General features: G+C 63.0%; 16 protein-coding genes. 8 read left to right on the top strand and 8 right to left on the bottom strand.

Annotation, left to right across the window (positions count from 1 at the left end; translation table 11 throughout):
• The first annotated feature begins 2 nt into the window (after positions 1-2).
• The 6 genes from dinG (at position 3) to KU43P_RS21210 (ending at position 8,195) form a co-directional block, all read left to right on the top strand.
• A complete protein-coding gene (dinG, locus tag KU43P_RS21235; RefSeq protein ID WP_317659382.1) occupies positions 3-2,147 on the top strand; it encodes an ATP-dependent DNA helicase DinG in 2,145 nt (714 codons plus the stop codon).
• An 81-nt stretch (positions 2,148-2,228) separates the two neighbouring features.
• Entirely contained in the window at positions 2,229-4,463 is a 2,235-nt protein-coding gene (locus KU43P_RS21230) for a beta-agarase (protein ID WP_317659381.1), read from the top strand.
• Between the two features lie 134 nt (positions 4,464-4,597).
• The gene (locus KU43P_RS21225) at positions 4,598-5,743 is read left to right on the top strand and encodes a serine hydrolase domain-containing protein (RefSeq protein ID WP_317659380.1); all 1,146 of its coding nucleotides are present in this window, start codon (positions 4,598-4,600) and stop codon (positions 5,741-5,743) included.
• A 99-nt stretch (positions 5,744-5,842) separates the two neighbouring features.
• Positions 5,843-6,829 carry an OmpA family protein gene (locus tag KU43P_RS21220; protein WP_317659379.1) on the top strand — a complete coding sequence of 329 codons (987 nt, stop codon included), beginning with the start codon at positions 5,843-5,845 and terminating at the stop codon, positions 6,827-6,829.
• 19 nt (positions 6,830-6,848) lie between these two features.
• Positions 6,849-7,496 carry a pyridoxamine 5'-phosphate oxidase gene (gene pdxH, locus KU43P_RS21215; protein WP_317659378.1) on the top strand — a complete coding sequence of 216 codons (648 nt, stop codon included), beginning with the start codon at positions 6,849-6,851 and terminating at the stop codon, positions 7,494-7,496.
• A gap of 234 nt (positions 7,497-7,730) precedes the next feature.
• Positions 7,731-8,195: a glycine zipper 2TM domain-containing protein gene (locus tag KU43P_RS21210; RefSeq protein ID WP_317659377.1), complete on the top strand. Its 465-nt coding sequence runs from the start codon at positions 7,731-7,733 to the stop codon at positions 8,193-8,195.
• Between the two features lie 150 nt (positions 8,196-8,345).
• Here the strand turns inward: KU43P_RS21210 and KU43P_RS21205 are convergent, their stop codons facing one another.
• The 7 genes from KU43P_RS21205 to KU43P_RS21175 form a co-directional block, all read right to left on the bottom strand.
• A complete protein-coding gene (locus KU43P_RS21205; protein ID WP_317659376.1) occupies positions 8,346-9,953 on the bottom strand; it encodes an NAD(P)/FAD-dependent oxidoreductase in 1,608 nt (535 codons plus the stop codon).
• A 103-nt stretch (positions 9,954-10,056) separates the two neighbouring features.
• On the bottom strand, positions 10,057-10,731 hold the full coding sequence (locus KU43P_RS21200; RefSeq protein WP_317659375.1) for a COG3650 family protein: 675 nt from the start codon (positions 10,729-10,731) through the stop codon (positions 10,057-10,059).
• 222 nt (positions 10,732-10,953) lie between these two features.
• Positions 10,954-11,655, bottom strand: a complete 702-nt coding sequence (locus tag KU43P_RS21195) for an ABC transporter ATP-binding protein (protein ID WP_003254879.1) — start codon at positions 11,653-11,655, stop codon at positions 10,954-10,956.
• Complete coding sequence (livG, locus tag KU43P_RS21190) at positions 11,656-12,423, bottom strand: high-affinity branched-chain amino acid ABC transporter ATP-binding protein LivG (RefSeq protein WP_317659372.1); 768 nt, start codon at positions 12,421-12,423, stop codon at positions 11,656-11,658.
• On the bottom strand, positions 12,420-13,676 hold the full coding sequence (locus KU43P_RS21185) for a high-affinity branched-chain amino acid ABC transporter permease LivM (protein ID WP_317659370.1): 1,257 nt from the start codon (positions 13,674-13,676) through the stop codon (positions 12,420-12,422). Before KU43P_RS21185 ends, livG begins: the two co-directional genes overlap by 4 nt.
• Positions 13,673-14,596, bottom strand: coding sequence for a high-affinity branched-chain amino acid ABC transporter permease LivH (gene livH, locus KU43P_RS21180; protein WP_201177791.1), 924 nt, complete (start codon positions 14,594-14,596; stop codon positions 13,673-13,675). Before livH ends, KU43P_RS21185 begins: the two co-directional genes overlap by 4 nt.
• A gap of 185 nt (positions 14,597-14,781) precedes the next feature.
• Positions 14,782-15,897 carry a branched-chain amino acid ABC transporter substrate-binding protein gene (locus tag KU43P_RS21175; RefSeq protein WP_317659368.1) on the bottom strand — a complete coding sequence of 372 codons (1,116 nt, stop codon included), beginning with the start codon at positions 15,895-15,897 and terminating at the stop codon, positions 14,782-14,784.
• 359 nt (positions 15,898-16,256) lie between these two features.
• On the opposite strand from KU43P_RS21175, the gene KU43P_RS21170 reads away from it, so the two are divergent.
• Both KU43P_RS21170 and KU43P_RS21165 read left to right on the top strand, forming a co-directional pair.
• Entirely contained in the window at positions 16,257-16,562 is a 306-nt protein-coding gene (locus KU43P_RS21170) for a DUF2288 domain-containing protein (protein ID WP_317659367.1), read from the top strand.
• 168 nt (positions 16,563-16,730) lie between these two features.
• Positions 16,731-17,615: an NAD(P)-dependent oxidoreductase gene (locus tag KU43P_RS21165; protein WP_317659366.1), complete on the top strand. Its 885-nt coding sequence runs from the start codon at positions 16,731-16,733 to the stop codon at positions 17,613-17,615.
• Here the strand turns inward: KU43P_RS21165 and KU43P_RS21160 are convergent.
• On the bottom strand, positions 17,518-19,782 hold the full coding sequence (locus KU43P_RS21160) for a putative bifunctional diguanylate cyclase/phosphodiesterase (RefSeq protein ID WP_317659365.1): 2,265 nt from the start codon (positions 19,780-19,782) through the stop codon (positions 17,518-17,520). The genes KU43P_RS21165 and KU43P_RS21160 overlap by 98 nt on opposite strands.
• Positions 19,783-19,822 lie beyond the last annotated feature (40 nt).

Below are 19,822 nucleotides of genomic sequence, written 5' to 3'. Positions count from 1 at the left end.
CCATGATCAGCAACGAACTCAAAGCCACCATCCAGGGCGCCTACTCGCGTTTTCTCGAAGCCAAGAGCCTCAAGCCGCGTTATGGCCAGCGCCTGATGATCGCCGAAGTGGCCAAGGTGCTTGGCGACATCGCCTGCGACGAAGAAGGCCGTCGTGCCGGCGAGCCTGCCGTAGTCGCGGTAGAGGCGGGTACCGGTACCGGCAAGACGGTGGCCTACAGCCTGGCCGCGATTCCGGCCGCCAAGGCCGCCGGCAAGCGCCTGGTGATCGCTACCGCGACCGTGGCACTGCAGGAACAGATCGTCTTCAAGGACCTGCCCGACCTGATGCGCAGCAGTGGCCTGAACTTCAGCTTCGCCCTGGCCAAGGGCCGCGGCCGCTACCTGTGCCTGTCCAAGCTCGACATCCTGCTGCAGGAGGGCCACGCACAGTCGGCCACTGCCCAGCTGTTCGAGGAAGAGGGCTTCCACATCGAAGTGGACGAGCGCAGCCAGAAGCTGTTCAACAGCATGATCGAGAAGCTGGCCGGCAACCGTTGGGACGGTGACCGCGACAGCTGGTCCGAAGCCCTGGAGGACCAGGACTGGGCGCGCCTGACCACCGACCACAGCCAGTGCACCGGGCGCCATTGCCCGAACTTCCAGCAGTGCGTGTTCTACAAGGCCCGCGAAGGCATGGGCAAGGTCGATGTGATCGTCACCAACCACGACATGGTCCTGGCCGACTTGGCCCTGGGCGGTGGTGCGGTACTGCCTGACCCGCGTGACACCATCTACGTGTTCGACGAAGGCCACCACCTGCCAGACAAGGCCATCGGCCACTTCGCCCACTATTCGCGCTTGCGCTCCACTGCCGACTGGCTGGAGCAGACCGCCAAGAACCTCACCAAGCTGCTCGCCCAGCATCCTTTGCCAGGCGACCTGGGCAAACTGATCGAGCAGGTGCCGGAACTGGCGCGGGAAATCCGCACCCAGCAGCAGTTCATGTTCACCTTGTGCGAGCAGGTTGCCGACTTCCGCCCCAGCGAAGATACCGAGGGGCGCGAGCGTCCACGCTATCGCTTCGAAGGCGGCGTGGTGCCGGAGCAGATCCGCGAAGTCGGCATCGAACTGAAAAAAGGCTTTGCCCGGCTCAACGACCTGTTCACGCGCCTGGCCGACCTGCTCAAGGAAGGCATGGACGGCGAGGTCAACATCGGCATCGCCAGCCACCAGGCCGAGGAGTGGTACCCACTGTTCGGCAGCCTGGTCACCCGGGCCCAGGGCAATTGGGAACTGTGGACCGCCTTCACCGCCGAAGACCCACAGGACAGCCCGCCCATGGCGCGCTGGCTAACCCTTGCCGAGAGCGGGGCGCTGTTCGACATCGAGGTCAACGCAAGCCCCATCCTCGCCGCCGAGATGCTGCGCCGCAGTTTGTGGAATGTGGCCCATGGTGCCCTGGTGACTTCCGCAACGCTCACCGCACTGGGCAAGTTTGACCGCTTCCGCATGCGTTCGGGCTTGCCGCGTGATGCTGTCACCTGCGTGGTGCCCAGCCCGTTCGTGCACGGTGACGCCGGCCTGCTGCGGGTGCCCGACCTCAAGGCCGACCCACGTGATGCAGCCGCGCACACCGCGGCGATCATCCGCGAACTGCCTGCCATCGTCGAAGACGCCCGCGGCGCTTTGGTGCTGTTCTCCTCGCGCAAACAGATGCAGGACGTGTTCGACGGCCTGGACCGCGATTGGCGCAAGCTGGTGCTGATCCAGGGCAATCTGTCCAAGCAGGAAACCCTGAACAAGCACAAGGCACGGGTCGACGATGGCCAGCACAGCGTGCTGTTCGGCCTGGCCAGCTTCGCCGAAGGTGTCGACTTGCCAGGGGCCTACTGTGAACACGTGGTGATCGCCAAGATTCCCTTCTCGGTGCCGGACGACCCGGTCGAAGCGGCCCTGGCCGAGTGGATCGAAGCCCGTGGCGGCAACCCGTTCATGGAAATATCCGTACCCGATGCCTCACTGAAACTGATCCAGGCCTGTGGCCGCCTGCTGCGGACCGAGCAGGACCGTGGCGTTATCACCCTGCTCGATCGGCGTCTGGTCACCCAGCGCTACGGCAAGGCTATTCTCAATGCGCTGCCGCCCTTCCGGCGGGAGATTTCCTGACGGCCGGAGCATGCTGCGCCGGCCCGTTGTCCATCACTCAGTCGCGGGCCCGAACGGGCCTGAAAGGAGAGCCTGAGCCCTATGATCCGTCGCACCTTGCCTGCTGTACTCACCCTGTTGCTCAGCACGCCACTGCTGGCTGGACAGCAGACGCTGTTCAGCTTCGTGCGCCCGGCCTCGGTGGTCACGGTGGCGACCGAAGGGACTGGCATGCCGCAGTACAACGCGGAGCAGACCACGGAAGGCGAGGTGCTACGGCGCGTGGTGTTCAACCCGGTCGAGCGGCCAACCTTGCGCCTGAGCCCGCAGGAGGGTGTATGGGATTGGTCGGCCGGTCAGTTCCTGACCTTGCGCATGCAAAGTGCCATGGACTGGGCGTTGACCGTCGATGTCACGGTGCTGGGCAGCGATGGCCGTACCCTGACCAGCCGCATAGACCTGCCGGCCGGGCCCGCGCAAACCGTCATGGTGCCGCTCAAGGCCAGTTCGCCGCTGAGCCAGGGTATGCGTGCTGGCCCACCGATGCCGTGGGTCCATGAAGGCCAGCGCCTTTTGTTGGCCAGCAGCGCAGGCGAGATCGACCTCGCGCAAGTGGCTTCCGTGAGCCTGAGTATCCCGGCCCCCAAGGTTGCGCAGAACCTGCTGATCGAAAAGGTTGGCATCCAGGACGACGATCTGGCCTACCAGGCGGCCTACCATGAACTGATCGATGCCTACGGCCAGTCCACCCGTGGCCGCTGGCCCGAAAGAATTGTCAGTGACGAACAGCTCAAGGCCGCCGATGGCCGTGAGCAGCAGCAGCTCAAGGGCTGGCTGGCTGAGCGTGCAAAACAGCCGCTGGATACCTACGGTGGCCTGCTGGCCGGGCCTGGGTTCGATGCCAAGGGTTTTTTCCGCACCGAGAAACGCGATGGCCGTTGGTACCTGGTAACGCCTGATGGCCACCCGTTCTATTCCCTGGGCGTCAATGCCGTGGCCGCCGATGGCGGTCGAACTTATGTCGCCGGCCGCGAAGGCATGTTCGCTGGCTTGCCGGACCAAGCCGACGCGCTGGCTGCCTTCTATGGTGAGGGCAACAACGACGATGGCAACGCTTCCTCTCAAGGGCGTGGATTCAAGCAGGGGCGTTGGTTCGACTTCTATGCCGCCAACATCCAGCGCACCTACGGCAAGCCGTGCGCACCCGTGGACGGGCAACCGGGGGCCGACTGCCCGCCACCTGCACTGGACAATGCCCGCTGGCAGGCCCATACGCTCGACCGTTTGCAAGCCTGGGGCTTCAACACCCTGGGTAACTGGAGCGACCCGGCCTTGGCCCAGGCAAAGCGTGTGCCCTATACCCTGCCGCTGTCGATTGTCGGCGATTACGCCAGCATCAGCACCGGCATGGACTGGTGGGGCCGCATGCCGGACCCCTTCGACCCACGCTTCGCCATGGCCACCGAACGCGCCGTGGCCATTGCTGCCCGCGATCACCGTGACGACCCCTGGCTGATCGGTTACTTCGCCGACAACGAACTGGCCTGGGCGGCGCCGGGTAACGACCCCAAGGCGCGTTACGGCCTGGCCTACGGCACCCTGCGCCTGACCACCGATGTGCCGGCCAAGCGCGCGTTCCTCAAGCAGTTGCGCGACAAGTATCGCAACCAGGAAGGCTTGTCCAAGGCCTGGGGCATCGACCTGCCGGCGTGGGAACTGATGGAAGACCCAGGTTTCGAGGCGCCACTGCCCAACCCTGAACACCCGGAAATCGAGCGCGACTACCAGTACTTCCAGGAAGTGTTCGCGCAAACCTACTTCAAGACCATTTCCGACTCGCTGAAATGGCATGCTCCCAACCACCTGCTACTGGGCGGTCGCTACGCCGTGAGCACGCCGGAGGCAGTGAAGGCCTGCGCTGAGTTCTGTGATGTGCTGAGTTTCAACTTCTACACCCTCAAGCCGGAAGACGGCTACGACTTCTCCCGCCTGGCCGAACTGGACAAGCCTGTGCTGGTATCGGAGTTCCAGTTCGGTTCCCGCGACCGCGGTCCATTCTGGCCCGGGCCTGTGGAAGTGGCGCGAGAAGAGGACCGTGGGCCGGCCTATGGCAACTTCCTCAAGGCGGCCCTGGCCCAGCCGATGATCGTGGGCGCGCACTGGTTCCAGTATCTTGACCAACCTGCCAGTGGCCGCTTGCTCGATGGCGAAAATGGTCATCTGGGCCTGGTGGCGATCACTGACGTGCCTTATGCAGGGTTTGTCGAGGCGGTGCGCAAAAGCAACTTGGCGGCCGTTGGTCAGTTAAGCGGCCAGCTTGAGAAATCGGCTCCTTGAGGTTGTCAGTACGGCCAAGTCCCTCGTTGAGGGACATATTCCGTATTACCATCCGACCCTGCCCAGTAGGCAAAACCCTTAACTACTGAAACAATGCACGCCTTTTCCAGCCAGGTCGTACGGAGAACAGGCGGGTGCAGATTCAGGGTCACTATGAGCTGAAGTTCGAGGCAGTGCGCGAAGCGTTCGCGGCATTGTTCGATGATCCCCAGGAGCGCGGTGCGGCGTTGTGCATCCAGGTCGGTGGCGAAACCGTGATCGACCTGTGGGCGGGCAGCGCCGACAAGGACGGCCAGCAAGCGTGGCACAGCGATACCATTGCCAACCTGTTCTCCTGCACCAAGACCTTCGCGGCCGTTACCGCCCTGCAACTGGTGGGCGAGGGCAAGCTGGCTCTGGATGTTCCGGTGGCACGTTACTGGCCCGAGTTCGCCCAGGCGGGCAAGCAAGGCATCACCCTTCGCCAGTTGCTCAGCCACCGCGCTGGCCTTCCGGCCATCCGTGAGTTGCTGCCGGCAGAGGCGCTGTACGACTGGCAGGCGATGGTCGATGCCCTGGCTGCTGAAACACCTTGGTGGACGCCCGGCACCGAACATGGCTATGCCGCCATCACCTACGGCTGGTTGGTCGGCGAGCTGATCCGACGTGTCGACGGCCGTGGCCCGGGCGAGTCGATTGTCGCCCGTACCGCACGCCCACTGGGGCTGGACTTCCATATCGGCCTGGCGGACGAAGAATTCCATCGGGTGGCGCATATCGCACGTGGCAAAGGCAACGCAGGCGATGCCGCAGCCCAGCGCCTGCTGCAGGTGACCATGCGAGAGCCAGAGGCTTTGTCGACCCGTGCCTTTACCAACCCGCCGGCGATCCTCACCAGCACCAACAAACCGGAGTGGCGGCGCATGCAGCAGCCCGCGGCTAATGGCCACGGCAACGCCCGCAGCCTGGCAGGCTTCTATGCCGGCCTGCTCGACGGCAGCTTGCTGGAATCCGAGTTGCTCGACGAACTGACCCGCGAACACAGCCTCGGTCAGGATCGTACATTGCTGACCCAGACCCGCTTCGGCCTGGGTTGCATGCTCGACCAGCCCGATGTGGCCAACGCCACCTTCGGCCTGGGTGCCCGTGCCTTCGGCCACCCCGGCGCTGGAGGGTCGGTCGGTTTCGCCGACCCGGAGCACGATGTGGCCTTCGGTTTCGTGGTCAATACCCTCGGCCCATACGTGCTTATGGACCCTAGAGCCCAACAGTTGGTACGGGTCCTTGGCACATGCCTTTGATCGGGTAACGCGGGTAATGCCCGCACCCTTTGACTATCCTGAATGCCAATGCCTGCAGTGCATTGGCAAAATTTCTTTTTAATTCATGGTGTATCGCTGATGTCTTCACATAAAACCTTAGCACTCGCGCTGTGCCTGACCGCCATGACCGGCTGTGCCAGCCACTCTCCGGATGCAGCGAAGGGCGAGTCCAGCAGCTGGTGGCCCTTCGGTTCGGACAAGGTCGCAGAACAGGAAGTGAAGCAAGCCGTCAACGAAAACGTCGCCAAGGCCGACGCCAAGTCGGAAAGTGCCAGCCACTGGTGGTGGCCATTCGGTGGTGACGACAAGCAGGCCAAGGGGCCAGCGGTACCGAAGATCGACCAGAAAGCCACCCAGGCCTGGCTCGACGAATACGAGCCGAAGCTGCGCGAAGCTATCAAGGACAGCAAGTTGCAGCTCGAGCGCCGCGACAACGTGCTGGCGGTGACCATCCCTGTCGACGGTTCGTACAACCCGGATCGGCCGAACATGTTGCTGCCGATGACCTTGGGCCCGATCACCCGCGTCGCCAAGACCGTCGAGGGCGACCCCAAGACTGCCGTACTGGTGCTCGGCCATGCCGACAGCAGTGGCGTGGCGGCAGCCAACCAGAAGCTGAGCCTGGAGCGGGCCGCATCGGTTTCTGCGATTTTCCGCCTGAGCGGCTTGCAACGTGACCGTTTGACCCTCAAGGGCATGGGCGCGGAAATGCCGCGCGCTGCCAATGACAGTGCCGAAGGCCGCGCCCTCAACCGTCGCGTTGAAATGCTGCTGACCCCGCAGAACACTATGGTTGCACTGCTGGCCAAGTACCAGCAGGCCGCTCCGGCCCCGACCCCGGCGGCCATGGTAGCCGTCCAGGATGCCAAGGCGCCCGCCGCCAAGGCTGCCGACGCCAAGCCAGCTGCCAAGGCCCCAGCCAAGCCAGCCGCGAAGAAAACCGCCGCCAAGCCGGCAGCCAAGGCCACTGCCAAGAAGAAAGCCGCGCCTGCCAAGCCTGCGGCCAAGAAAGCTGCCACTGCTGACAAGAAGGTAGCCGCCAACAGCCCTGCGAAGACCAACTGATCGTCAAGGAAACGCAGCCATGACCCAATCCCTGGCCGATATGCGGCGCGATTACACCCGTGATGGCCTGGCCGAAGCCCAGGCTCCGGGGGAGCCGTTCGCTCTGTTCCACCAGTGGTTCGCCGACGCGGTGAAAACCGAGCAGCCACCGGTCGAGGCCAATGCCATGACCATCGCCACTGTCGATGGCGAAGGCCGCCCCCATTGCCGCGTACTGCTGCTCAAGGGGCTCGACGACCGTGGTTTCACCTTCTTCACCAACTACGACAGTGCCAAGGGTCAGCAATTGCTGGCGAACCCTTTCGCTGCCATGACCTTCTTCTGGCCGGCACTGGAGCGCCAGGTGCGGATCGAAGGACGGGTGGAAAAGGTCACGGCCAAGGAATCGGACGATTATTACCAGGTGCGACCGCTGGGTAGCCGCCTGGGCGCCTGGGCTTCGCCACAGAGCCGGGTGATCGCGGGCCGTGAGGAGCTTGAAGGGCTGGTCAAGGCGACTGAAGCGCGCTTCTCCGATACGCAGCCACATTGCCCCGAGCATTGGGGCGGTTATCGCCTGCTGCCCGAGCGCGTCGAGTTCTGGCAGGGGCGCACCAGCCGCCTGCACGACCGCCTGAACTACCGACTGGTCGATGGGCAGTGGCTGCGCGAGCGGCTGGCTCCCTGAACCTACCTGGGCCGCATCGCGGCCCTTTCTTCCGTTGCCTGGCCAAGGCCTTGCGACCGTCCAGCACGACGATGCAGTAATCCATGGCTATCCTTGGTCTGATGTTCAAGGCCTGGGGGATAGCCTGTGCTAGCTGTACCGGCGCTGAATGAATACAAATTTGTTACGTCTGTGCCGTGACAGTTGCCTGGGGGCGGCGTCTAATGGACACCTGAATTTATGGAGACTTTACCCATGCGTAAATCCGCTTTGCTGGTGGCGACCTTCACCGCCATGTCGTTGTTGCTGGGAGGCTGTGCCTCGAGCCTGACGGGCGACAGCTACTCCCGTGATGAGGCCCGCCGCGTGCAGACCGTGCGCATGGGTACCATCGAGGCCCTGCGCCCAGTCAAGATCGAGGGCACCAAGACGCCGATCGGCGGTGGTGCTGGCGCCATTGTCGGTGGTGTAGCCGGCAGCGCCGTAGGTGGCGGCCGTGGCAGCATTGTCGCTGCGGTAATTGGTGCCGTGGCCGGTGGCCTGGCGGGCTCCGCCGCCGAGGAAGGCATCACCCGCACCCAGGGTGTGGAAATCACCGTGCGCGAAGACGACGGCAGCATGCGTGCCTATGTGCAGGCTGTACAAGAGAACGAAGTGTTCCGTGTGGGCGAGCGCGTGCGCATCATGACTGTCGACGGTACCAGTCGCGTCACTCACTGATAGCTGCCGACAAACAAAACCCCGAGCAGGCCTGGGCCGTTCGGGGTTTTGTTTTGTCTGTCGTGGCCTCATCGCCGGCAAGCCGGCTCCCACAAGCTGATCGCCGCAGCACAGCGCTTGTGGGGGCCGGCGATGAGGCCCGTGCAGGTGTTACAGCCCGAGCATATCCCGCGCGACCGCTTCGGCAATGCGAATACCATCGACACCGGCCGAAAGAATTCCCCCGGCATACCCCGCACCTTCACCCGCCGGGAACAGCCCCTTGAGGTTCAGGCTCTGGTAATCCTCGCCACGGGTAATGCGCAGCGGTGAAGAAGTGCGCGTCTCGATACCGGTCAGTACCGCGTCATGCAGGTTGTAGCCCTTGATCTGCCGATCGAACGCCGGCAGCGCTTCGCGAATTGCCTCGATGGCGAAGTCTGGCAGGCTGGGGGCCAGGTCGCCCAGGGTCACGCCCGGCTTGTACGACGGTTCGACACTGCCCAGGGCCGTGGACGGTTTGCCTGCGACGAAATCACCGACCAACTGGGCCGGTGCCTGGTAGTTGCTGCCGCCCATGACATAAGCGTGGGCCTCCAGGCGTTCCTGCAGCTCGATACCCGCCAGCGGGCCACCCGGGTAGTCGCGCTCGGGGTCGATGCCCACCACGATGCCGGAGTTGGCGTTGCGCTCGTTGCGCGAGTACTGGCTCATGCCATTGGTCACAACCCGGCCCGGCTCGCTGGTGGCAGCGACCACGGTGCCGCCTGGGCACATGCAGAAGCTGTAGACCGAGCGGCCGTTCTTGGCGTGGTAAACCAGCTTGTAGTCGGCCGCACCGAGTTTCGGGTGGCCGGCATATTTGCCCAGACGTGCCTTGTCGATCAGCGTTTGCGGGTGTTCGATACGGAAACCGACGGAGAACGGCTTGGCCTCCATGTACACGCCCTTGGCGTGGAGCATGCGGAACGTGTCGCGGGCGCTGTGGCCCAGGGCCAGGACCACATGGCGCGAGTGCAGCTGTTCGCCGCTCTCCAGCACCACACCGGTCAGTTGGCCATCTTCCAGCAACAGGTCGGTGACCTTCTCCTGGAATCGCACTTCGGCACCCAGGGCGATCATGTCCTGACGCATCTGCTCGACCATGCCGGTCAGGCGGAAGGTACCGATGTGGGGTTTGTTGATGTACAGGATCTCTTCCGGTGCGCCAGCCTTGACGAACTCTTCCAGAACCTTGCGGCCATGATGCTGCGGGTCCTTGATCTGGCTGTACAGCTTGCCGTCGGAGAAGGTGCCTGCGCCGCCTTCGCCGAACTGCACGTTGGACTCGGGGTTGAGCACGCTCTTGCGCCACAGGCCCCAGGTGTCCTTGGTGCGCTGGCGCACTTCCTTGCCGCGCTCGAGGATGATCGGCTTGAAGCCCATCTGCGCCAGCAACAGGCCGGCGAAGATGCCGCAGGGGCCGAAGCCGACCACGATCGGGCGTTCCTGCAGGCCGGCCGGGGCCTGGCCGACGAATTTGTAGGTCACGTCCGGGGCCGGCCCGATGTTGCGATCGTCGGCGAACGTGTGCAGCAGCTCGGCTTCGTTGCTGGCCTCAAGGTCGATGGTGTAGATGAACAGCAGTTCGCTGTTCTTCTTGCGCGCATCGTAGCTGCGCTTGAACAGGTTGAAGCTGAGCAGTTGCTCGTCGCGGATGCCCAGGCGCTGGACGATGGCTTCACGCAGCGCTTCGTCGGGATGGTCCAGGGGCAGCTTCAGTTCGGTGATTCGTAGCATGGCAGGGTCCAGTATCCCGGCCATGGGCGGCCGGCGGCTTTACACAAACCGCCAAGTATAAGCTGTTCGCCGCCCTGACTGGCAGGATAAAAGCGCCCGGCGATCAGTTGTCGCGCGCGCCGCCATAGTACCCGCAGCCTTTGAGGGTCTGGCCATCGATGTGCAATTCTGCGCGCAGGTGGCGCACGGCACCGGTGGCGCTGTCGGCGCAACGCTGTGGTGCGACCCACAGTTCCACGTGCTGGCCGTTGGCTTCGCTGGTCAGGGTCAGGCCGCCGCCGGGAACTTCTTCTTCAAGGAAGGGCAGCGGCAGCGGTTCTTTGCCAACGCGGTTGAGCACCATGCCTTTGCCGCTGGCCTTGATGTCCCACTCCGGCTCGTGGCCGCTGGCGCGCAGGGTCAGCTGCTTGAAGTTGGGGTCTTCACAGGCGCGGGTGGATGGTTCCAGGCGGTACAGGCGGCTGACTTCCAGCTGGCCATCGTTGGTGGCCTGCTTGCTGCCGGTGAGGCGGCCGCGCACATCGGCGAACAGCTTGTCGTTGGCGTCATGGGCCAGGTTGGCGGCTTCCTGCAGGATGGCGGTGGCGCCGGCGTCGCGGATCACGAAGTGACGGGCCTCACCGCACGGCTTGAACAGCAGCTGGCCGCCGCCTGCGCTGAGTTCGCCCTGCATGCGCGTGGTGCCGATGTTCGGGTCGCGAGGTTGCTCGGCCAGCATCTGGCAGCCGCCGAACAGGGGCAGCAGGGCGGTGAGCAGCAGGGTAGGGGTGAGGCGCATCGGGCGGGCTCCGAGAACATTTCAAGAGAGCTGGCCACGGTACGCAGACTGGGCGAGGTTAACAAGAGCTGCGTAGTGCCTGTACTGGCCCTATCGCTGGCAAGCAAGCTCCCACAGGAGGCTTGCGCCGGACCTGTGGTAGCTGGCTTGCCAGCGATGAGGCCGGTACAGGCGACAGGTGCCTTCCAGCCAGAAAAAAGGGCCCGAAGGCCCTTTTCCCGATCACCCACCCAGGTAGGCATCCCGCACTTTCGGATCGGTCAGCAAGGCTTCACCCGTACCTTGCATCACCACCCGGCCATTCTCCAGTACATAGGCCCGGTCAGCGATCTTCAGAGCCTGATTGGCGTTCTGCTCCACCAGGAACACCGTCACGCCATCGCGGCGCAGTTGCTCGATGATGTCGAAGATCTGCTGGATGATGATCGGCGCCAAGCCAAGTGAAGGCTCGTCGAGCAGCAACAGCTTGGGCTTGCTCATCAGCGCCCGGCCGATGGCCAGCATCTGCTGCTCGCCGCCGGACATGGTGCCGCCACGCTGGATGTAACGCTCCTTCAGGCGCGGGAACAGTTGCAGGACTTTGTCCAGCTGCTCCTGGTAGTCACCCTTGTCGGTGAAGAAACCACCCATGGCCAGGTTTTCCTCGACAGTCAGGCGTGCGAACACGCGGCGGCCTTCCGGCACGACTGCGATGCTCTTGCGCATGATGTGCGAGGAGGGCTGGCCGACCAGTTCTTCACCCAGGTACTTGATGCTGCCACTGTGCGCCTGCGGCGAGCCGCACAAGGTCATCAGCAAGGTCGACTTGCCGGCACCGTTGGCGCCGATCAGGGTGACGATCTCGCCCTGGTTGATCTCCACGTTGACGCTGTGCAGCGCCTGGATCTTGCCGTAGAAGGTGGAAACGTTCTCGAACTTCAGCATTTACGCTTCCCCCAGGTAGGCTTTGATCACGTCAGGGTTGTCGCGGATCTCCTCCGGCGTGCCGTGGGCCAGGGGCGTGCCCTGGTTGATCACGACGATATGGTCGGAGATGCTCATCACCAGCTTCATATCGTGTTCGATCAACAGCACGGTGACGTCGTGCGACTCGCGCAGGTAGGCGATCAGCGCCTTGAGGTCTTCGGTTTCCTTGGGGTTCAGGCCGGCTGCCGGTTCGTCGAGCATGATGATGCGTGGCTGGGTCATCATGCAGCGGGCGATTTCCAGGCGACGCTGCTGGCCGTAGGCGAGGGTGCCGGCGGTGCGGTTGGCGAACTCGGTCAGGTTGACCTTCTCCAGCCAGTACTGCGCGCGTTCCATGGCCTCCTTCTCGCTGCGGCGGAAGCTTGGGGTCTTGAACAGGCCGGCGAAGAAGTTGGTATTCAGGTGGCGGTGCTGGGCGATCAGCAGGTTCTCCAGCGCGGTCATTTCCTTGAACAGGCGCACGTTCTGGAAGGTCCGCACCACACCTTTGCGGGCGATCTGATGGCCGGCCAGGCCCTGGATGGGCTGGCCGTCGAGCAGGATGGTGCCGCCGCTGGGCTTGTAGAAGCCGGTCAGGCAGTTGAACACGGTGGTCTTGCCGGCGCCGTTCGGGCCGATCAGCGCCACCACCTGTTTTTCCTTGACGGTCAGGGCCACGCCGTTGACCGCCAACAAGCCGCCGAAGCGCATGCTCAGGCCGCTGACTTGCAGAATTTCGCGGCTCATCGACGCAGCTCCATGTGTGGACGTTGCATAGGCAGCAGGCCTTGCGGACGCCAGATCATCATCAACACCATCAGCGCACCGAACATCAGCATCCGGTATTCGCTGAACTCACGCATCAGCTCGGGCAGCAGGATCATCACGATGGCCGCAAGGATCACGCCCAGTTGTGAGCCCATGCCGCCGAGCACGACGATGGCGAGGATGATCGCCGACTCGATGAAGGTGAACGACTCCGGTGTCACCAGGCCCTGGCGGGCGGCGAAGAAGCTGCCGGCAAAGCCCGCGAAGCAGGCACCCAGGGTGAACGCCGAGAGCTTGATCACGGTGGGGTTCAGGCCCAGTGCTCGGCAGGCGATCTCGTCTTCACGCAACGCTTCCCAGGCGCGGCCGATCGGCATGCGCAGCAGGCGGTTGATGACGAACAGGGCCAGCAGGGCCAGCAGCAGAGCCACCAGGTAGAGGAAGATGACCTTGTTGATCGAGTTGTATTCCAGCCCGAAAAACTCGTGGAAGGTCTGCATCCCCTCGGCCGCACGGCGTTCGAAGGTCAGGCCGAAGAACTCCGGCTTGGGGATGTTGCTGATACCGTTCGGGCCGCCGGTCCAGTCGGTGAGGTTACGCAGGAACAGGCGGATGATCTCGCCGAAGCCGAGCGTGACGATCGCCAGGTAGTCACCACGCAAACGCAGCACCGGGAAACCGAGCAGGAACCCGAAGGTGGCCGCCATCAGGCCGGCGATCGGCAGGCAGACCCAGAAACTCCAGCCCAAGTAGTGCGACAGCATCGCATAGCTGTAGGCGCCGACGGCGTAGAAGCCCACATAACCCAGGTCGAGCAGGCCGGCGAGGCCAACCACGATGTTCAGGCCCAGTCCAAGCAGCACGTAGATCAGGATCAGCGTGGCGATGTCGACCGCCCCGCGCGAGCCGAAGAACGGCCACACCAGTGCGGCGACGATCAGGCCCATGATGATGTAGCGCTGGGTCTTGGGCAGGGTCAGGTAATTGCTCACCGCTGGGGGGATCAGCTTGCGATCCGAGCGGCGGGCCATCACCGAGCTCCACTGCTTGTCGAACAGCACGCGCAGGAACATCAGCACCGAGCACACGGCAATGATGCTGATGGTGAACGAGCCCTGGCTATGCACGACCAGGCTGATGCCGTCGATGCTCAGTTTCAGGCCCAGTACCGGGAAGGCCACGGCCCACACCAGCAAGGCGGCGAAGAACGCCTGTTTGAGATTTCTGTTCATACTTTTTCAACCTCCGGGCGGCCGAGGATGCCGGTCGGCCGGAACAGCAGGACAAGAACCAACAGACCGAATGCAACCACGTCCTTGTACTGGTCGCCGAAGATGTCGGCGCCGAAGGCTTCGGCCACACCCAGCACCAGCCCGCCGAGCATCGCGCCCGGAATGCTGCCGATGCCACCCAGTACCGCCGCAGTGAAGGCCTTCAGGCCCACCAGGAAACCGGCGTTGGGGTTGATGACCCCGTACTGCATGCTCAGCAGCACGGCCGCCACGGCCGCCAGTGCGGCACCGATGACGAAAGTCAGGGCAATGATGTTGTTGGTGTTGATGCCCAGCAGGTTGGCCATCTTGATGTCCTCGGCGCAGGCACGGCAGGCGCGCCCCAGGCGGGAACGGGAGATGAACAGGGTGAGCAGGGTCATGGCCACCAGGGTGACCACGAACACCAGAATCTGCATGTAGGACACCAGGACCTCTTCCGCGCCTCCCGGCCCGAAGGAGAAGCTCCCTGGGATCAGGTTGGGGATGGATTTATCCTTGGAATCCTGCGACAGCAAGACAGTGTTCTGCAGGAAGATCGACATGCCGATGGCGGAAATCAGCGGGATCAGACGGTTGCTGTTGCGCAGGGGGCGGTAGGCAACCCGTTCGATGCTGTAGCCATAGGCACTGGTGACGAAGATCGTCGCGACGAAGGCAACGGTCATCAGGATCGGCAGCGAATGGATACCCATCATGGCCAGGCCCGCCAGGGCGATGAAGGCCACGTAGGAACCAATCATGTATACCTCGCCATGGGCGAAGTTGATCATGCCAATGATGCCGTACACCATCGTGTAGCCGATGGCGATCAAGGCATAGGTGCTGCCGATGGTCAATCCATTAACCAGTTGTTGGAAGAAATGGTAGATCTCAGGCATTACAGCGCTCCTAAAAACCTGATTTGCATTTCCCAGCCGGGTGACGGCCAGGAAACCGCGGGTGACGGTTTTAAGATTTTCAGGTGAGCCCGCTGCCGGATCGCGGCAACCAGGCCCATGAACCTCATAAAACAAAGCCCACTGCTCGCACAGTGGGCTCGTAGGTCAGCTATTTAGTCACGCAGTTACTGAGGGGAGACTTCAGTCTTCGGCTTGCCGAAGTGCCATTCGTAGACCACGAACTTGAAGTCTTTCAGGTCGCCTTTCTGGTCATACGACAGGGTGCCGGTCGGGGTCTTGAAGGAACCGGCGTGGATGGCGGCTGCCACCTTGTCGGTGTCTTCGGACTTGGCCGCTTCGATACCCTTGGCGATCAGCTCCACGGCGGAGTAGGCCGGGAATACGAACGGGCCGCTCGGATCCTTGCCGTCAGCCTTGATGGCGTCGACGATGGCCTTGTTTTCCGGGTCGGCGTCGAAGGATTTCGGCAGGGTGACCAGCAGGCCTTCGGAGGCGCCCTGGGCGATCTGCGAGATGGAGTCGTTACCCACGCCTTCCGGGCCCATGAACTTGGCTTTCAGGCCTTTTTCCTGAGCCTGGCGCAGGATCAGGCCCAGCTCCGGGTGGTAGCCGCCGTAGTAGACGAAGTCGACGTTGTTCTGCTTGAGCTTCTGGATGATCGAGGAGAAATCCTTGTCACCAGCGTTGAGGCCTTCGAACACGGCAACCTTGGTGCCCTTCTTCTCAAGGGTCTGCTTGACCGCGGTGGCGATGCCTTCACCGTATTGCTGCTTGTCGTGCAGCACGGCTACGACCTTCGGCTTGACGTGGTCGGCGATGTAGTTGCCGGCGGCCGGACCCTGGGCGCTGTCCAGGCCGATGGTGCGGAAGATCAGCTTGTAGCCACGGGCGGTGATTTCCGGGCTGGTGGCAGCCGGGGTGATCATGATCACGCCTTCGTCTTCGTAGATGTCCGAAGCTGGTTGGGTGGAGCTGGAGCACAGGTGGCCGATGACGAACTTGACGCCGTCGTTGACCACTTTGTTGGCGACTGCCACGGCCTGTTTAGGGTCGCACGCGTCGTCGTATTCCTTGGCTTCGAGCATCTTGCCATCGACGCCGCCCTTGGCGTTGATGTCCTTGATGGCCTGTTTCGCGCCGATGAACTGCATGTCGCCGTACTGGGTCACAGGGCCGGTCTTGGGACCTGCGATACCGATCTTGATGGTATCGGCGGCAAACGAATGGCTGGCTACCCCGGCCAGTACCATTGCAGCGAACAGCTTGGAAATCTTGATCATAGTGCTCCACTCATTCTGTTGTAATTCTTATAGTCCTGGCGGCCAGGGCTACAGACCGGGCGGGATTTGCGGCATGGCCACGCCACGCTGCATGCCCACCTTCCCCCGGAACATGTCCCGGAACTGTACCGGTACAGTGTAGAGCGCTGTCCGAGCGCTTGAAAAGCGGGCGAAAAGTGCCTATTTCGAGGGTTGTCGCATGGTCGACACAAAGATACAAAAAGGCGCCATCAAATTGCCTGTACCTACGGCCCAACCCCACACGTTCGGGGCCAATCGACCAAATTACTGTTTTGAAACCGGGTTTTTCTGCAAAAATGCAGGCCTTTTTTATTGGCCGTTTTTGCGGGTACAAACCCATGACTGATCAAACAAGCACCCTCTATGCCAAATTGCTTGGCGAGACTGCGACCATCGAGTGGAAAGCCTTGGAGCGTTTCTGGGCCAAGGGTGACCTGATTTGGGTCGACCCCAGCCTTGACCTAATCGCCGTTGCCGAGGCGATGGCCGAGAATCGCAGCGAGATCTTCGCCAAGTGGCGCAGTGATGGCACTGTCGGACCGGTGACCATGGAGCAGGCGATGGAGCTGCAAAGCCGCGATCCAGAGATATGGGCAGTTGTCGTCTCGCCGTTCATCGTGATTCAGGTGAAGCAGCCCGCCTGAGCGCGCTCTGTTTTGGTGCGTGAAAATGCACAGTCGCCTCGACTTGGTGCTTGTAGGCGTTCAGCCGGGTGGAGGTAGGTAACAATTTGGCGTGGCGGTAACAGTTTACGGAATGCGTAATGGGTCGGTGTGCGGCCCAGTGAATTTCCAATTTGCCAGGAGTGGTCGATGCGTTCAGAACTTCCTTCACTTGGATTTGCCGGAATTGGCTTGATGGGCCTGCCCATGTGCCGGCGCCTGCTGGCCGCGGGGTTCCCGCTGACGGTCTGGAACCGCAGCCCGGAAAAGTGCGCCGAGCTGGTTGCAGCCGGTGCACGCCTGGCGGCAACTCCCGCTGAACTGTGCCGCGACAGTGACATGGTGCTGCTGTGCCTGGCCGACACCGCCGTGGTGCGCGAGGTCGTGTTTGGTGAGCACGGTATTTCCAGCGGTGGCCGCCGGGGGCAGCTGCTGGTTGATTTCTCCAGCCTTGAGCCCACTGCCACCCGGGAGATGGCCGCCGAACTGGCGGCGCTGTGCGGTATGGCCTGGCTGGATACGCCGGTGTCCGGTGGTACCCCTGGGGCCGAAGCGGGCACGCTGGCGATCATGGTTGGCGGCGATGGCGCTGACCTTGAGCGGGCGCGCCCGGTGCTGCAGGTGCTCGGCCAGCGGGTGACGCACATGGGCGGCGTGGGGGCAGGTCAGGTGACCAAGGCCTGCAACCAGATGATCGTCGCCTGCAACGCCCTGGTGATTGCCGAGGTGGTGGCCCTGGCCGAACAGTCAGGGGTCGATGCAAGCCTGATCGCCGAAGCCTTGGCCGGTGGGTTCGCCGACTCGAAGCCGTTGCAGATCCTTGCGCCGCAGATGGCCGCCAGCAGCTACGAACCGATCAAGTGGCATGTGCGCACGCTGCTCAAGGATCTCGACGGCGCGGTCAAGTTGTCCCGCGAGCAGGGCACCGCGACTCCGCTCAGTGGCCTTGCCGCACAGTTGATGCGCTTGCACGGTAGCCAGGGGTATCTGCAAAAAGATCCGGCGACCCTGGTTGAGCTGTATCGCAATAAGTGATGGGGGCGATTTCCTGGCGGTCGAGGCGGTCGAGGATCGGCCGCAACTCCGCCAAGGGGACGGGGCGGCTGAGCAGGTAGCCCTGCAGATAGTCGCAGTCGTTGTTGGCCAGGAACTCGAACTGGTCGACGGTTTCCACGCCTTCGCTGACCACTTGCAGGTGCAGGGTATGGGCCATGGCGATGATGGCCTGGACGATCTCGCGATCTTTCAGGGTGCCCGGCACCTCCTGCAGGAAGGAACGGTCGATCTTCAGCACATCCAGCGGCAGGCGCTTGAGGTAGGCCAGCGATGAATAACCGGTGCCGAAATCGTCAATCGACAGGCTGACCCCTTGGCTGCGAATGCGCTTGAGGAGGTTGACGGTGCGCTGGATGTCGCCCATCAGCGCGTTCTCGGTGACTTCCAGTTCCAGGTGACGAGGTGCAAGCCCCGCCTGGAACAGGGCCATTTCGACTTCATGGGCCAGCGCCTCGTGGCCAAGGGTGACCGCTGAGCAATTGACCGTCACCTGCAGGCTGCTGTAACCATGACGCTGAAGCTGGGCCAGGTCCGCGCAAGCGTGACGCAGCACCCACAGGTCCAGGTCGACGATCAGGCCATTGGCCTCGGCCATGCCAATGAAACGGTCCGGCCCGAGCAGGCCATGTTGCGGGTGTTGCCAGCGCACCAGGGCCTCGAGCTTGGCTACCTGGCCATCGTGCAGGTCGAAGATCGGCTGGTAGTGCACGCACAGTCCGCGCTCTTCGAGCAGGGCGACGCGCAACTCCTCTTCCAGTTGCAGCTCGAGGGTGGCACGGCTCTTGAGGCTGTTGTTGAAAAAATTGAGACTGTTGCGTCCGCAGCCCTTGGATTGATAAAGCGCCAGGTCTGCATGCTTGAGCAGTTCTTCGACCGTGTGACCGTCGTCGGGGAAGATGCTGATGCCGATGCTCGTGGTCATCACCATGCGTCGCCCACCCAGTTCGATCGGCTCTTTCATTCGCTGCATGATGCGCTGTGCCAGGTGGCGGGCTTCGTCGCGGCTGGTGAGGCTGGTAACCACACAGAATTCGTCGCCGCCAAACCGTGCGACCAGATCCTGGCTGCGGGTGGCGGCCTTAATGTGGCTGGCAATCCCCTTGAGCAGCTCGTCGCCAGCGGCATGACCCAGGCTGTCGTTGATGCGTTTGAAATGGTCAATGTCGAGGAACATTACAGCCAGGTGGCTGCTACTGGCGGTGTGTTCCGCCAGCCGTTCGGCGAATAGCTGATTGAAACCGCGGCGGTTGACGAGGTTGGTCAGTGCGTCGTAGTGGGCGGCCTGCTGCAGCGACGCCCGTGCCTGGTCGAGCTGGCTGAGCAGCATGTTGACCCGGCGCAGGTCGTGTTCCTTGCTCTGCAGCTTCTTGTCGGCGAGCGCGGCGCCGATGCTGCTGCCGCTGATCAGCAGGGTGATGAAAGCGACAGTCATGCCCAACTGCAGGCTGTTGTCACCCGAAGGCAGGTGCAGGGCGGTGTCTTGCGCAATGACCAGGGTCATGGCCGCCATGGCCGTGAAGTGGGTGGCGACGATGCCGCTGGCCATCAGCAGGGCTGCGCCGTACTTCATGCTCTGGTGCAGGCGGCCGCTGCCGTTGCGAAAGTAACGGGCCAGCAGCAGGGAGGCGAGGCTGGTGAGCAGGGCGATGGCCGCGCTGCCCAGCAGCAGGCCAGTCTGGTAGTACTGTTGAGCGCCCGTCTGCAATGCCGCCATGCCTACGAAATGCATGAGGATGATGCCCAGGCCGATCAGCAAGGCGCTCTGCAGGTAGTGGTGCAGGTGCATGTGGGGGCGGTCGAGGCTGGTCATCGCCATCCACGCCACCACCAGCGCAATCAGCAGCGAGAGGCCGGTCAACGACACGTCGTAGTGCATTTCCACAGGTGCCTGGAACGCCAGCATGCTGATGAAGTGCATGGCCCAGATGCCACCGGCCAGGCAGCAGGCACCGAGCATGCGCCATTGCCGTTGTGCGGTGGGGTGTTCGCTGTGGGACTGGCGCTCGGCCATGTCCAAGGTCGCGAAGCAGGCTGCGCTGGCCACCGCGAACGCGATCAGGATCAGCAGAGGTTCATGCCGGCAGTCGATGACGATGCGGCCCGAAGCGGGCAGTTCGGCGAAAAATTGCAGACCCAACCATTCCATTACTTGCCTCATCTGCGAGTGGGCACTCGAGGGAGTATAG

It is taken from the genome of Pseudomonas sp. KU43P (genome assembly GCF_033095865.1).
Classification (GTDB): domain Bacteria; phylum Pseudomonadota; class Gammaproteobacteria; order Pseudomonadales; family Pseudomonadaceae; genus Aquipseudomonas.
This window is presented reverse-complemented; position numbering and strand designations above follow the sequence as displayed.